The organism is Pseudomonas sp. GM25, assembly GCF_000282255.1.
GTDB lineage: Bacteria > Pseudomonadota > Gammaproteobacteria > Pseudomonadales > Pseudomonadaceae > Aquipseudomonas > Aquipseudomonas aphyarum.
The window spans coordinates 1-13,970 of sequence record NZ_AKJQ01000011.1; the positions used below are offsets into that span (position 1 = coordinate 1).

A 13,970-nucleotide genomic window follows, 5' to 3' on the forward strand; every position below is an offset into this window, starting at 1 on the left:
TTACCGCAGCAACGGATATACAAACAAAACCCGAGGAAACACCCAAAACAAAAAAGGCGCCCGAAGGCGCCTTTTCACTTACCAGCCATCAAGCCATTTCTGCAGTAGTCTCGAAGTCAAAAGTCAACTCACCATCCTTGATGTCGATGTGAACCACACCGCCATGCTCGGCCAGCTCGCCAAACAGAATCTCCTCCGCCAGCGGACGCTTGATCTTGTCCTGGATCAGACGCGCCATCGGACGAGCGCCCATGGCCGAATCGTAACCACCGGCCGCCAGCCAACTGCGCGCCGCATCGGTAACTTCCAGAAGCACACGCTTGTCTTCCAGCTGCGCCTGAAGTTCGGTGAGGAACTTGTCCACCACGCTCTTGATGACCTCATGACTGAGGCGACCAAACTGAATGATGGTATCCAGACGGTTGCGGAATTCCGGCGTGAAGCTCTTCTTGATCACTTCCATCGCATCGGACGAGTGGTCCTGATGGGTGAAACCGATCGAAGCACGCGCCGCCGTTTCAGCACCGGCGTTGGTGGTCATGATCACGATCACGTTGCGGAAGTCCGCCTTGCGCCCGTTGTTGTCGGTCAGCGTGCCGTGGTCCATCACCTGCAGCAGCAGGTTGAAGACTTCCGGATGCGCCTTCTCGATTTCATCGAGCAGCAATACGCAATGCGGTTGCTTGGTAATCGCTTCGGTCAGCAGACCGCCCTGGTCGAAACCGACATAACCCGGAGGCGCACCGATCAGGCGCGATACGGTGTGGCGCTCCATGTACTCGGACATGTCGAAGCGCACCAGTTCGATCCCCAACGCCTTGGCCAATTGACGCGCGGCTTCGGTTTTACCGACACCGGTCGGCCCTGCGAACAGGAACGAACCAACAGGCTTGTCAGGCGATTTGAGACCGGCACGGGACAGTTTGATCGCAGTCGACAGCGAATCGATCGCCGCGTCCTGACCAAACACCGTCAGCTTCAGGTCACGCTCGAGGTTACGCAGCAGTTCCTTGTCGGAGCTGGTGACGTGCTTCGGCGGAATCCGCGCGATTTTCGCAACGATGTCCTCGACTTCAGGTACTTCGATGCGTTTCACACGCTTCTCGACCGGTTGCAGACGCTGGTAGGCGCCCGCCTCGTCGATCACGTCGATGGCCTTGTCCGGCATGTGCCGGTCATTGATGTAGCGCGAAGCCAGTTCCGCAGCGGCGCGCAGCGACTCGTCGCTGTATTCGATGTTGTGGTGCTGTTCGAAGCGACCTTTCAGGCCACGCAGGATACCGATGGTGTCCTCCACCGACGGCTCGACGACATCGACCTTCTGGAAGCGACGCGCCAGGGCACGGTCTTTTTCGAAGATGCCACGGAATTCCTGGAACGTGGTCGAGCCGATGCAGCGAATGTCGCCAGACGACAGCAGCGGTTTGAGCAGGTTCGAGGCATCCATGACGCCACCGGACGCAGCACCCGCACCGATGATGGTGTGGATCTCGTCGATGAACAGAATCGCCTGCGGACGTTTTTTCAGTTCGTTGAGCAGCGCCTTGAAGCGCTTCTCGAAGTCACCGCGATACTTGGTGCCCGCGAGCAGAGCGCCCAGATCGAGGGAATAAACGACGCTGTTGGCCAGCAGGTCCGGCACCTGGTTGTCGACAATACGCTTGGCCAGGCCTTCGGCAATCGCGGTTTTACCCACGCCTGCCTCGCCTACCAGCAGCGGATTGTTCTTGCGACGGCGCGCGAGAATCTGCGCGACACGCTCGACTTCCGTTTCACGCCCGACCAGCGGATCGATCCGGCCCTGGCGTGCGAGTTCGTTGAGGTTGCTGGCATAAGCGTCCAGCGGATTGCCTGAAGAAGAAGACTCACCGCCCTCGTCGTCCTGCATATCTTGTTCACCTTCAGAGTGATCGCCATGCCCCGGCACTTTGGAAATGCCGTGGGCGATATAGTTGACGACATCAATGCGTGCAACGCTCTGCTGTTTCAGCAGGAACACCGCCTGACTCTCTTGCTCACTGAAGATTGCAACCAGCACGTTGGCGCCGGTCACTTCGCGTTTGCCCGAGCTCTGCACATGAAAGACAGCACGTTGCAGCACACGCTGGAAGCCCAGGGTTGGCTGGGTTTCGCGATCCTCGTCATGGACGGGGATCAGTGGCGTGGTGGAGTCGATGAACTCCTGCAGGTCGTGCTTGAGTTTGTCGAGGTTTGCGCCGCAGGCACGCAATACGGTGGCGGCAGCCTCATTGTCCAATAGGGCCAGCAGCAGGTGTTCGACGGTCATGAATTCATGACGTTTCGAACGTGCCTCCTTGAAGGCAAGATTGAGGGTGACTTCGAGCTCGCGGTTTAACATAGCTTCACCTCATACCCAAGTGGTCGGCGATTAACCGTCCTTCTCGATTTCACAGAGTAGCGGATGCTGGCTTTCCCTGGCGTACTGGTTGACCTGCATGGCCTTTGTCTCGGCGATGTCGCGGGTAAACACTCCACATACTGCCCGCCCTTCTGTGTGGACGGCCAGCATGACCTTGGTCGCCAGCTCGCGATTCAGGTTAAAAAACACCTCGAGCACTTCGACGACGAAATCCATCGGTGTGTAGTCATCATTAAACAAAACCACCTTGTACATCGGCGGCGCCTGTAACGCAGGCTTTGCTTCCTGAACAGCAACGCCTGCCGAATCGTCGTCGTGCTCCTGTGGAAGATCCTTTTGGAGAAGCGGGCGATCCTGATTGAATGTTAGTCGAATCTGGCTGATTGCATGCATGGAAAGAAAGGTTCGTCAGTTGTGCAAATACAGTGGTGGGGGCGGCTTGACACGTTTTCAACTCCGACTGCCCGGTCACCTTGACTATCGGGAAAACGGTGTTACAACCAATAGAACCCACAGTGGGGAAAAAAGATCCGCGGAGTCAATCTTTTTAACGGATTCGACTGCGGATGAATTGGATGATACTCCAGCGATGGAGACTGTTGCAGAGGGATTTGAGCATGGCTGTCGGCAAGGTGAAATGGTTCAATAATTCCAAGGGGTTCGGTTTCATCAACACCGACTCCCGCGAGGGGAAGGACGAGGACGGTAAGGAGATCGATTTCTTTGCCCACTATTCCGCCATTGAAATGGACGGATACAAAACCCTCAAAGCCGGGCAAATCGTCAAATTCGATATCATGCAAGGGCCCAAAGGCCTGCACGCCACAAAAATTCAGAGTGTCGAAGCCGCAAAAGATGCCGCCTCGGCAGCCGCTCAGCACCAGTCAGTGACCAGCTGAAGCAACCCGAATACCTGCCAGAAAACAAACCGCCCGACTCGATCACTCGAGCCGGGCGGTTTCGTTGCAGACGTCTTTATTACATGTGCTTGATCAGCGCTTCACCGAAGCCCGAAGAAGACACCAGTGTGGCGCCTTCCATCAGACGTTCGAAGTCGTAGGTCACGGTCTTGGCCTTGATGGCGCCATTGGTGCCCTTGATGATCAGGTCGGCCGCTTCGGTCCAGCCCAGGTGACGCAGCATCATTTCCGCCGACAGAATCACCGAGCCCGGGTTGACCTGGTCCTTGCCGGCATATTTCGGCGCGGTACCGTGGGTCGCCTCGAACATGGCCACGGTGTCGGACAGGTTGGCACCCGGCGCGATACCGATACCGCCCACTTCCGCCGCCAGCGCATCGGACAGGTAGTCACCGTTGAGGTTGAGGGTCGCGATCACATCGTATTCGGCCGGGCGCAACAGGATCTGCTGGAGCATGGCGTCGGCGATGGCATCCTTGACGACGACTTCGCGGCCGGTTTTCGGGTTCTTGAACTTCATCCATGGGCCGCCATCGAGCAGCTCGGCGCCGAATTCTTCCTTCGCCACCTCGTAGCCCCAGTCCTTGAAAGCACCTTCGGTGAATTTCATGATGTTGCCCTTGTGCACGATGGTCAGCGACTTGCGGTCGTTGTCCACCACGTATTGCAGGGCCTTGCGCACCAGACGCTTGGTGCCTTCTTTCGAAACCGGCTTGATGCCGATGCCGCAGTCCTGGTCGAAACGGATCTTGGTGACGCCCATTTCTTCTTTCAGGAATTTGATGACCTTGGTGGCTTCAGGGGAGCCGGCTTTCCATTCGATACCGGCATAAATGTCTTCGGAGTTCTCGCGGAAGATCACCATGTCGACGTCGCCGGGCTTTTTCACCGGGCTCGGCACGCCTTCGAACCACACCACAGGGCGCAGGCAGACATAGAGATCGAGCTGTTGACGCAGGGCAACGTTGAGGGAACGGATGCCACCACCGACCGGAGTGGTCAGCGGGCCTTTGATGGAAACCACGTAATCCTTCACCGCGTCCAGGGTTTCCTGGGGCAGCCAGGTGTCCTGGTCATAAACCTGAGTTGCTTTTTCGCCAGCATAAACCTCCATCCAGGAAATCTTGCGCTTGCCCCCGTAGGCTTTTTCTACGGCAGCATCAACCACTTTGATCATCACAGGGCTGACGTCGACGCCAATGCCGTCACCTTCGATGAAGGGAATGATCGGGTTATCAGGGACATTGAGAGAATGGTCTGCGTTGACGGTGATTTTGTCGCCGACGGCTGGAACCTGAATCTTCTTGTAACCCATGCTGAACTCCATTGTTTGGATTGAACATCTGGCTTGGTTCGAGCGTAACCCAGTTGAATCAACACGCAAACCCTCTGTTCCGGGCGCGGCCACATCTCGTTTCGTACAAGCCTGAAAGCAAAGGGAAAAGCGCCAATCTCAAGCATCCACGGCGACTCTACGCCCCACCCCGCCCTGCGACCTTTAGACCAATGGACGAGAATCGTTGCATATGAACCATCGGCAGATTGCCAGCTACCTATGTATAATGCCGCCCGCTGACCAAAGGGTCACGACGGCTGGCCTCTCTAGCACGAGACTTTCCGCCTGATTGGTCGGGTTGTTACCGCAGTCCGACTGCTTGACGCTCTACTGATGCACCCAACATCACCGCGAAGATTCTCGACATTCGGTTCATGGATGACTTTGAACGAACGCGCTTACCCGGCGCCCCTCGAGTTTCTGCGCACGCTTTAGCAAAGAAGAGAGAGTTAATCCGAATATGCCCACCCGCTCGAAGATCATCTATACCTTCACCGACGAAGCTCCAGCCCTCGCCACCTATTCCCTGCTGCCGATCATCGAGGCTTACACCGCCTCGGCCGATATCGCCGTGGAAACCCGCGATATCTCTCTTGCAGCACGTATTCTGGCCAGCTTCCCCGAGCAACTGGGCGACAAAGCCGTAGCCGACCACCTCGCCGAACTGGGCGACCTGGCCGTTACGCCTGAAGCCAACATCATCAAGCTGCCGAACATCAGCGCCTCGGTTCCGCAACTGCAAGCCGCGATCAAAGAACTGCAAGCCCAGGGCTACAACCTGCCGGACTACCCGGAAACCGTGACCAGCGACGCCGACAAAGACGCCAAGGCGCGCTACGACAAGGTCAAGGGCAGCGCCGTGAACCCGGTTCTGCGCGAAGGCAACTCCGATCGTCGTGCTCCGCTGTCGGTCAAGAACTACGCTCGCAAGCACCCGCACAAAATGGGCGCCTGGGCCAAGGACTCCAAGTCCCACGTCGCTCACATGAGCACCGGCGATTTCTACGGCAGCGAAAAAGCTGCCCTGATCGACGCCGCTGACGCCGTGAAGATCGAGCTGATCGCCAAAGACGGCACCGCTACCGTCCTGAAAGAAAAAACCACCGTTCAGGCGGGCGAGATCCTCGACTGCTCCGTGATGAGCAAAAAGGCCCTGCGCGCGTTCATCGCCGCTGAAATCGACAGCGCCAAGCAACAAGGCGTGCTGCTGTCTGTTCACCTGAAAGCCACCATGATGAAGGTCTCCGACCCGATCATGTTCGGCCAGATCGTTGCCGAGTTCTACAAAGACGCCCTGACCAAGCACGCCGACGTGCTGGCCGAGATCGGCTTCAACCTGAACAACGGCATCGGCGACCTGTACGCCCGCATCAAATCCCTGCCGGCCGAGCAGCAAGCCCAGATCGAAGCTGACGTGCAGGCGGTCTACGCCGTTCGTCCGTCGCTGGCGATGGTCAACTCCGACAAAGGCATCACCAACCTGCACGTGCCGAGCGACGTAATCGTCGACGCCTCGATGCCGGCCATGATCCGTGACTCCGGCAAGATGTGGGGCACCGACGGCCAGCTGCACGACACCAAGGCTGTGATCCCGGATCGCTGCTACGCCACCATCTACCAGGCCGTGATCGAAGATTGCAAAGCCAATGGCGCTTTCGATCCGACCACCATGGGCAGCGTGCCAAACGTTGGCCTGATGGCTAAAAAGGCTGAAGAGTACGGCTCCCACGACAAGACCTTCCAGATCAAGGCCGACGGCGTGGTTCGCGTAACCGACAGCAAAGGCACCCTGCTGATGGAACAGGCTGTTGAAGCCGGCGACATCTTCCGCATGTGCCAGACCAAAGACGCGCCGATCCAGGACTGGGTCAAACTGGCCGTCAACCGCGCTCGTGCAAGCACAACTCCAGCCATTTTCTGGCTGGACCCGATGCGCGCCCACGACGGCGTGGTGATCGAGAAGGTTCAGGCTTACCTGAAGGATCACGACACCGCTGGTCTGGACATCCAGATCATGGCGCCGGTCGACGCAATGAAGTACACCCTGCAGCGCACCCGCGAAGGCAAGGACACCATTTCGGTGACCGGCAACGTACTGCGCGACTACCTGACCGACCTGTTCCCGATCATGGAACTGGGCACCAGCGCCAAGATGCTGTCGATCGTGCCGCTGATGAACGGCGGTGGCCTGTTCGAAACCGGCGCCGGCGGTTCGGCTCCGAAGCACGTGCAGCAACTGGTCGAAGAGAACTTCCTGCGCTGGGATTCGCTGGGTGAATTCCTGGCCCTGGCCGCGTCTCTCGAGCACCTGGGTGTGAACTACAACAACCCGAAAGCGCTGGTTCTGTCCAAGACTCTGGACCAGGCCACTGGCCAGTTCCTCGACAACAACAAGTCGCCATCGCGCAAAGTCGGCAACATCGACAACCGCGGCAGCCACTTCTACCTGGCGATGTATTGGGCACAAGCCCTGGCCGCCCAGACCGAAGACACTGCGCTGCAAGCGCAGTTCGCGACTCTGGCCAAGACCCTGACCGAGAACGAAGCGACCATCGTTGCCGAGCTCAACGCCGTTCAAGGCAAGCCAGTGGACATCGGCGGTTACTACCACGCCAATGCCGAGCTGATCAGCAAGGCCATGCGCCCAAGCGCAACCCTCAACGCGGCGATTGCTGCGCTGGTATAAGGTTGTAAAGGGAACATCACAAACCCCGGCCATGCGCCGGGGTTTGTGTTTCTGCCTTTCGCCCAGGAGATTCAATCAATGCAATGGCTCCCCCACATCACCGTCGCCACCATCGTCGAGGACAACGGTCGTTTCCTGATGGTCGAGGAACACAAGGCCGGGCGTAACGTGCTCAATCAGCCCGCCGGTCATCTGGATCCGGACGAAACCCTGATCGAAGCCGCCGTGCGCGAAACCCTCGAAGAAACCGGCTGGGACGTCGAACCCACCGCCGTGGTCGGCATTTATCTTTACACTGCCCCGAGCAACGGCGTGACTTACCAGCGCGTGTGCTTCAGCGCCAAAGCCGTGAAACATCACCCGGATTACCAACTGGACGACGGCATCGTCGGCGCCAAGTGGCTGACCCGCGACGAATTATTGGCCCAGCGCGATAACTGGCGCAGCGAGCTGATCATCCGCTGCATCGATGATTATCTGGCCGGCAATCGCTTCGGCCTCGAACTGATCCGCCCTTCCCTTTAGCCTTGAGGCCGTGAGCCTGATAGAATCGCGTCCTTTTTCAAGACACTCATTGAATCCCTATGCGTGATCCAGCCCCTTCTGACACATCCAAGAAGCGCGTCATTGTCGGCATGTCCGGCGGCGTGGACTCTTCCGTTTCCGCTCTCCTGCTGATCGAGCAGGGTTATGAAGTGGAAGGCCTGTTCATGAAGAACTGGGAAGAAGACGACGGAACGGAATACTGCACCGCCATGGACGACCTGGCGGACGCCCAGGCCGTGTGCGACAAGATCGGTATCAAGCTGCACACCGCCAACTTCGCCGCCGAGTACTGGGACAACGTGTTCGAGCACTTCCTGGCCGAATACAAGGCCGGCCGCACGCCGAACCCGGACATCCTGTGCAACCGCGAGATCAAGTTCAAGGCGTTCCTTGACTACGCCATGATGCTCGGTGCTGACCTGATCGCTACCGGTCACTACGTGCGCCGCCGCGATATAGACGGACGCACCGAACTGCTCAAGGGCCTGGATCCGAACAAGGATCAGAGCTATTTCCTGCACGCCGTCGGCGGCGAACAGATCGCCAAGACCCTGTTCCCGGTAGGTGAGCTGGAAAAACCGGAAGTCCGTGCAATCGCCGAGAAATACGAGCTGGCCACCGCCAAGAAGAAGGACTCCACTGGAATCTGCTTCATCGGCGAGCGTCGCTTCAGCGATTTCCTCAAGCAATACCTGCCGGCGCAACCGGGCGAGATCAAGACTACCGAAGGCGAAGTCATCGGCCGTCACCACGGTTTGATGTACCACACCATCGGCCAGCGTCAGGGCCTGGGCATCGGCGGCCTGAAAGACGCCGGCGACGAGCCGTGGTACGTGCTTCGCAAGGATCTGGACACCAACGAGCTGATTGTCGGTCAGGGCAACAACCATCCGTGGCTGTTCTCCAGCGCCCTGCTCGCTTCGGAAATCTATTGGGTCAACCCGATCGACCTGAGCCAGCCGCTGCGCCTGACCGCCAAGGTTCGCTACCGCCAGAGCGATCAGGCCTGCACCCTTGAGAAAACCGCAACCGGCTATCGCGCCGTGTTCGACGAGCCGCAGCGCGCGGTCACGCCGGGCCAGTCGGTGGTGTTCTATGACGGCGAAATCTGCCTCGGCGGCGGCGTGATCGAAGTCGCCGAGCCGTGGAGCGGCCAGGCATGAGCCCGACTCAGGAGCAATTGACCGCTCTGGGCGGCGTGTTTCTCGCCGCCGTGCTGGTCGACCGAATCGCCAAGACCGGCCAGACCAGTGAAGCAGGCCTGAGCTGCATGCTCGGCAGCCTGCTGGTTCGCGACCCGAAAGACACCTTGGATGTTTACGGCGGCGACGATATCAACCTGCGCGAGGGTTACCGCGCGCTGATCGGCGCCCTCGAGCGCGACCCGAGCACCTTGCAGCGCGAGCCACTGCGTTATGCGCTGTCGATGCTCGGCCTTGAGCGGCAACTGGCCAAGCGCAACGACATGCTCGACGTGATCGGCAAGCGCTTGCCGCAGATCCAGTCGCAGGTCGAGCATTTCGGCCCGGCCCACGAAAACGTGATCGCGGCCTGCGGTGCGCTGTACCAGGACACTCTGAGCACGCTGCGCCAGCGCATTCAGGTGCATGGCGACATGCGCAATCTGCAGCAGCCGAGCAACGCCTCGAAGATCCGCGCCCTGCTGCTCGCCGGCATTCGCTCGGCACGCCTGTGGCGCCAGCTCGGCGGTCACCGCTGGCAGTTGGTCGTGAGCCGGCGCAAATTGCTCAAAGAGCTGTATCCGTTGATGCGCAGCGAGTAAATCGCCGCGCAACAAAAGCTTTGTAGTCTGTAACGCGTAATACGCCGGTCAGTTGGCGACGGACCGGCGGATTTTTTCATGTATGATACGCGCCCCATTTCGTTGCCCGACTGTCCGAGAACACCCCATGCAGCTCTCTTCGCTCACTGCGGTTTCCCCTGTTGACGGCCGCTACGCCGGCAAAACCCAGGCCCTGCGCCCAATTTTCAGCGAGTACGGTCTGATCCGTGCCCGCGTTCTGGTTGAAGTGCGCTGGCTCCAGCGCCTGGCCGCTCACGCCGGCATCCCGGAAGTGCCAGCCTTCTCCGCCGAAGCCAACGCCGTTCTGAATGAACTGGCCGAAAACTTCTCGCTGGAGCACGCCGAGCGCGTGAAAGAGATCGAGCGCACCACCAACCACGACGTAAAAGCGATCGAATACCTGCTCAAAGAGCAAGCGGCCAAGCTGCCTGAGCTGGCCAAGGTCAGCGAATTCATTCACTTCGCCTGCACCAGCGAGGACATCAACAACCTGTCCCACGCCCTGATGCTGCGCGAAGGCCGTGACGACGTGATGCTGCCGCTGATGCGCCAGACCGCCGAAGCAATCCGTGAACTGGCGATCCGCTTCGCCGACGTGCCGATGCTGTCGCGCACCCACGGTCAGCCGGCTTCGCCGACCACTCTGGGTAAAGAGCTGGCGAACGTGGTTTACCGTCTCGAGCGTCAGATCGCTCAGGTCGCTGCCGTTCCGCTGCTGGGCAAGATCAACGGCGCTGTCGGCAACTACAACGCTCACCTGTCGGCCTACCCGCAGATCGACTGGGAAGCCAACGCCCGCGCCTTCATCGAAGACGAGCTGGGCCTGGGCTTCAACCCGTACACCACGCAGATCGAGCCGCACGACTACATCGCCGAGCTGTTTGACGCCATTGCGCGCTTCAACACCATCCTGATCGACTTCGACCGTGACATCTGGGGCTACATCTCCCTGGGTTACTTCAAGCAGCGCACCATCGCCGGCGAAATCGGTTCGTCGACCATGCCGCACAAGGTCAACCCGATCGACTTCGAAAACTCCGAAGGTAACCTGGGCATCGCCAACGCGCTGTTCCAGCACCTGGCGAGCAAACTGCCGATCTCCCGCTGGCAGCGCGACCTGACCGACTCCACCGTTCTGCGTAACCTCGGTGTCGGCTTCGCCCACAGCGTGATCGCGTACGAAGCGAGCCTCAAAGGCATCAGCAAGCTCGAGCTGAACGCTGACAAGATCGCTGCCGATCTGGACGCTTGCTGGGAAGTCCTGGCCGAGCCGATCCAGACCGTGATGCGCCGCTACAACATCGAAAACCCGTACGAGAAGCTGAAAGAACTGACGCGCGGCAAGGGCATCAGCCCAGAAGCGCTGCAGACTTTCATCGATGGCCTGGACATGCCGGCCGCTGCGAAAGCCGAGCTCAAGCAACTGACCCCGGCCAACTACATCGGCAACGCTGTAGCGCAAGCCAAGCGCATCTGATCGACTGCTTGACCCGTTTGAGACGCCCGGCCGCGCCGGGCGTTTTTATTCCCGTCTGAAAAATGCTTTTTTTCAATAGGTTACATATGAATCCCGATATTCCTCTTCAACTTCTGGGTGGTCTTACGGCGCGCGAATTCATGCGCGATTACTGGCAGAAAAAACCACTGCTGATCCGTCAGGCGATTCCTGATTTCGAAAGCCCGATCGACGCCGACGAACTCGCCGGCCTGGCCCTGGAAGAAGAAGTTGAATCGCGCCTGGTGATCGAGCACGGCGAGCGTCCATGGGAACTGCGTCGCGGCCCGTTCGCCGAAGACGAATTCAGCAAACTGCCGGAGCGCGAGTGGACCCTGCTGGTGCAGGCGGTCGATCAGTTCGTGCCGGAAGTCAGCGAGCTGCTGGAAAACTTCCGCTTCCTGCCGAGCTGGCGCGTCGACGACGTGATGATCAGCTTCGCCGCCCCGGGTGGCAGCGTTGGTCCGCACTTCGACAACTACGACGTGTTCCTGCTGCAAGGTCACGGCAAGCGCAACTGGAAAATCGGCCAGATGTGCGACTCCGAAAGCCCGCTGCTGCAACACGCGGATCTGCGCATCCTCGCCGAATTCCACGAGACCGAAGAGTGGGTCCTGGAACCGGGCGACATGCTCTACTTGCCGCCGCGCCTGGCTCACTGCGGCGTTGCCGTCGATGACTGCATGACCTACTCGGTCGGCTTCCGCGCACCAAGCGCCGCTGAAGTGCTGACCCACTTCACCGACTTCCTCAGCCAGTTCCTGACTGACGAAGAGCGCTACACCGACGCCGACGCCAAGCCGGTCAGCGATGACCCACACCAGATCCAGCACGATGCCCTCGGCCGCCTGAAAGCGCTGCTCGCCGAGCACATGAGCGACGAACGCCTGCTGCTGACCTGGTTCGGCCAGTACATGACCGAGCCGCGTTATCCAGAGCTGGTGGTCGGCCCGGAAGAAGTCGAGGAAGAAGACCTCCTCGGCGCGCTCGAAGACGGCGCCATCCTGATCCGCAACCCGAGCGCGCGCCTGGCGTGGTCGGACGTCGATGATGATCTGCTGCTGTTCGCCAGCGGCCAGAGCCGTTACCTGCCGGGCAAGCTGCGCGAACTGCTGAAGCTGATCTGCTCCGCCGACGCCCTGCACACCGACAACCTCGGTGACTGGCTGAGCGACGAAGACGGTCGCGGCCTGCTGTGCGAACTGGTCAAACAGGGAAGCCTGGGGTTCGCCGACGATGAATAAGATTCGCGTACGTGTTGCAGACTGGCAAAAGGACAACGCCGAGATCCGCCGCATTCGCGAAACGGTGTTCATTGCCGAACAATCGGTTCCACCCGAGCTTGAGTGGGACGCCGATGACGCCACGGCGGTGCATTTCCTGGCTTTCGAAGGCGACTTCCCGATCGGCACCGCCCGTCTCTTGCCTGATGGACATGTCGGCCGGGTTTCGGTGCTGAAGGACTGGCGCGGGCTGAAGGTGGGCGATGCGCTGATGCAAGCGGTGATTGCCGAAGCGGAAGCTCGCGGCCTGAAGCAGCAGATGCTCAGCGCCCAGGTACAGGCCACGGCGTTCTACGAGCGCCTGGGTTTCAACCTGGTCAGCGAGGAATTCCTGGAAGCCGGGATTCCGCATGTCGATATGGTTCGTCATTCGGCATAACGCTTGATGTGCACCTCAAAACGCCCCGCCATCTCATGATGCCGGGGCGTTTTGCTGTCTACGATTCAACTTGCCCCACCCCGGGCCGACAAACTGGCAATATCAAGCCTTTCGAAAGCGGAGATAACGGACATGTCCCTACGCACCCTGCTCACCACCCTGCTGCTCGGCTGCAGTTTTTCGGTGATGGCAGCCACAGAAATCGTGCCCCTCAAATACCACACCAGTGCCGACATGCTGCCGGTGGCTCAGGATTTTATCGGCAAGGACGGCCAGGTCAGCGCTTATGGCAATCAACTGATCGTCAAGGCTGAACCCGGCAAGATCGAAGAACTGAAGGACCTGCTCTCGCAGCTCGACACCGCGCCCAAGCGCCTGCTGATCACGGTCGATACCAACGAAAACAACGGCCGTGGTGATGAAGGTTATTCGGTCAACGGCGCGCAGACCCGCATCATCAGTCGCAGCACTGCCAGCCGTGACGGCGGCATTCAGCAGATCCAGGCCAGCGAAGGTGCGCCGGCGCTGATCCAGGTCGGCCAGAGCGTGCCGATCACCAGCAGCCAGACCAACTCCTACGGCGATTACAGCAGCCAGACTCAATATCGCAACGTCACCCAAGGGTTTTACGTCACCGCCAGCGTCACCGGCGAAACCGTTCACCTGGCCATCAGCACCAACCGTGACCGCATGAGCCAGGAACGTCCCGATGTAGTGAACGTGCAAAGTACCGACACAACTGTCACCGGGCGACTGGGCGAATGGATCACCCTCGCCGGCGTGAATCGCCAGACCCAGGCCGACAAACAGGGCCTGGCCCGCAGCTACTCGACTCAAGGCCGGGATGACATGACGTTGCGGGTGAAAGTCGACACGTTGGACTAAAGCACCAAAAACTGACTGATTAGTCGTATTAGACGAAAGATGTAGTGCTTGAAAAAAAGCACTACAAAACGTTTGACGAGCCAAAAAAGCGAAGGCATGATGGCCTCGCTCCCGCTAATCAGAGGCCCTGGCAAGGGCCTTCGAAGCGATGCTCGCAACCATCCCCGCGAGCCGTTTCGTGTCTGTACCGCCCACAAGGTGTGTTTGACGAGGTTGCCGACTGGAACGAAGTTGTCCCGAGGGACGGAAGCGTAAT

The 13,970-nt window shown here is 59.4% G+C and carries 12 protein-coding genes; 9 read left to right on the plus strand and 3 right to left on the minus strand.

What is annotated here, in order from left to right; translation table 11 throughout:
* Positions 1 to 88: 88 nt before the first annotated feature.
* Both clpA and clpS read right to left on the minus strand, forming a co-directional pair.
* The gene (gene clpA, locus PMI24_RS04270; RefSeq protein WP_007951436.1) at positions 89 to 2,359 is read right to left on the minus strand and encodes an ATP-dependent Clp protease ATP-binding subunit ClpA; all 2,271 of its coding nucleotides are present in this window, start codon (positions 2,357 to 2,359) and stop codon (positions 89 to 91) included.
* Between the two features lie 30 nt (positions 2,360 to 2,389).
* A complete protein-coding gene (gene clpS / locus PMI24_RS04275) occupies positions 2,390 to 2,773 on the minus strand; it encodes an ATP-dependent Clp protease adapter ClpS (protein WP_011334948.1) in 384 nt (127 codons plus the stop codon).
* Positions 2,774 to 2,997: 224 nt separating this feature from the next.
* Here clpS and PMI24_RS04280 point away from each other — a divergent pair, with 224 nt between their 5' ends.
* Positions 2,998 to 3,279, plus strand: coding sequence for a cold shock domain-containing protein (locus PMI24_RS04280; protein WP_007951438.1), 282 nt, complete (start codon positions 2,998 to 3,000; stop codon positions 3,277 to 3,279).
* Between the two features lie 79 nt (positions 3,280 to 3,358).
* Here PMI24_RS04280 and icd read toward each other — a convergent pair whose 3' ends face one another.
* Positions 3,359 to 4,615 (minus strand): NADP-dependent isocitrate dehydrogenase, encoded by a 1,257-nt coding sequence (gene icd, locus PMI24_RS04285; protein WP_007951441.1) that lies wholly within the window; start codon positions 4,613 to 4,615, stop codon positions 3,359 to 3,361.
* A gap of 481 nt (positions 4,616 to 5,096) precedes the next feature.
* Between icd and PMI24_RS04290 the strand changes: the two genes are divergently transcribed.
* The 8 genes from PMI24_RS04290 to PMI24_RS04325 all read left to right on the plus strand — a co-directional run bounded on the left by PMI24_RS04290 (position 5,097) and on the right by PMI24_RS04325 (position 13,714).
* Positions 5,097 to 7,322: an NADP-dependent isocitrate dehydrogenase gene (locus PMI24_RS04290; RefSeq protein ID WP_007951443.1), complete on the plus strand. Its 2,226-nt coding sequence runs from the start codon at positions 5,097 to 5,099 to the stop codon at positions 7,320 to 7,322.
* A gap of 78 nt (positions 7,323 to 7,400) precedes the next feature.
* Positions 7,401 to 7,847, plus strand: a complete 447-nt coding sequence (locus tag PMI24_RS04295; RefSeq protein WP_007951445.1) for an NUDIX hydrolase — start codon at positions 7,401 to 7,403, stop codon at positions 7,845 to 7,847.
* 59 nt (positions 7,848 to 7,906) lie between these two features.
* Positions 7,907 to 9,031 (plus strand): tRNA 2-thiouridine(34) synthase MnmA, encoded by a 1,125-nt coding sequence (gene mnmA / locus PMI24_RS04300; protein WP_007951446.1) that lies wholly within the window; start codon positions 7,907 to 7,909, stop codon positions 9,029 to 9,031.
* Positions 9,028 to 9,651, plus strand: coding sequence for a high frequency lysogenization protein HflD (gene hflD, locus PMI24_RS04305; RefSeq protein ID WP_007951449.1), 624 nt, complete (start codon positions 9,028 to 9,030; stop codon positions 9,649 to 9,651). The genes mnmA and hflD overlap by 4 nt, the downstream gene beginning before the upstream one ends.
* Before the next feature lie 127 nt (positions 9,652 to 9,778).
* Complete coding sequence (gene purB / locus PMI24_RS04310; protein ID WP_007951450.1) at positions 9,779 to 11,149, plus strand: adenylosuccinate lyase; 1,371 nt, start codon at positions 9,779 to 9,781, stop codon at positions 11,147 to 11,149.
* An 86-nt stretch (positions 11,150 to 11,235) separates the two neighbouring features.
* Entirely contained in the window at positions 11,236 to 12,411 is a 1,176-nt protein-coding gene (locus PMI24_RS04315) for a ribosomal protein uL16 3-hydroxylase (protein ID WP_007951451.1), read from the plus strand.
* Positions 12,404 to 12,829, plus strand: a complete 426-nt coding sequence (locus PMI24_RS04320; RefSeq protein ID WP_007951452.1) for a GNAT family N-acetyltransferase — start codon at positions 12,404 to 12,406, stop codon at positions 12,827 to 12,829. The genes PMI24_RS04315 and PMI24_RS04320 overlap by 8 nt, the downstream gene beginning before the upstream one ends.
* 132 nt (positions 12,830 to 12,961) lie before the next feature.
* Positions 12,962 to 13,714, plus strand: a complete 753-nt coding sequence (locus PMI24_RS04325) for a secretin N-terminal domain-containing protein (RefSeq protein ID WP_007951453.1) — start codon at positions 12,962 to 12,964, stop codon at positions 13,712 to 13,714.
* Positions 13,715 to 13,970 lie beyond the last annotated feature (256 nt).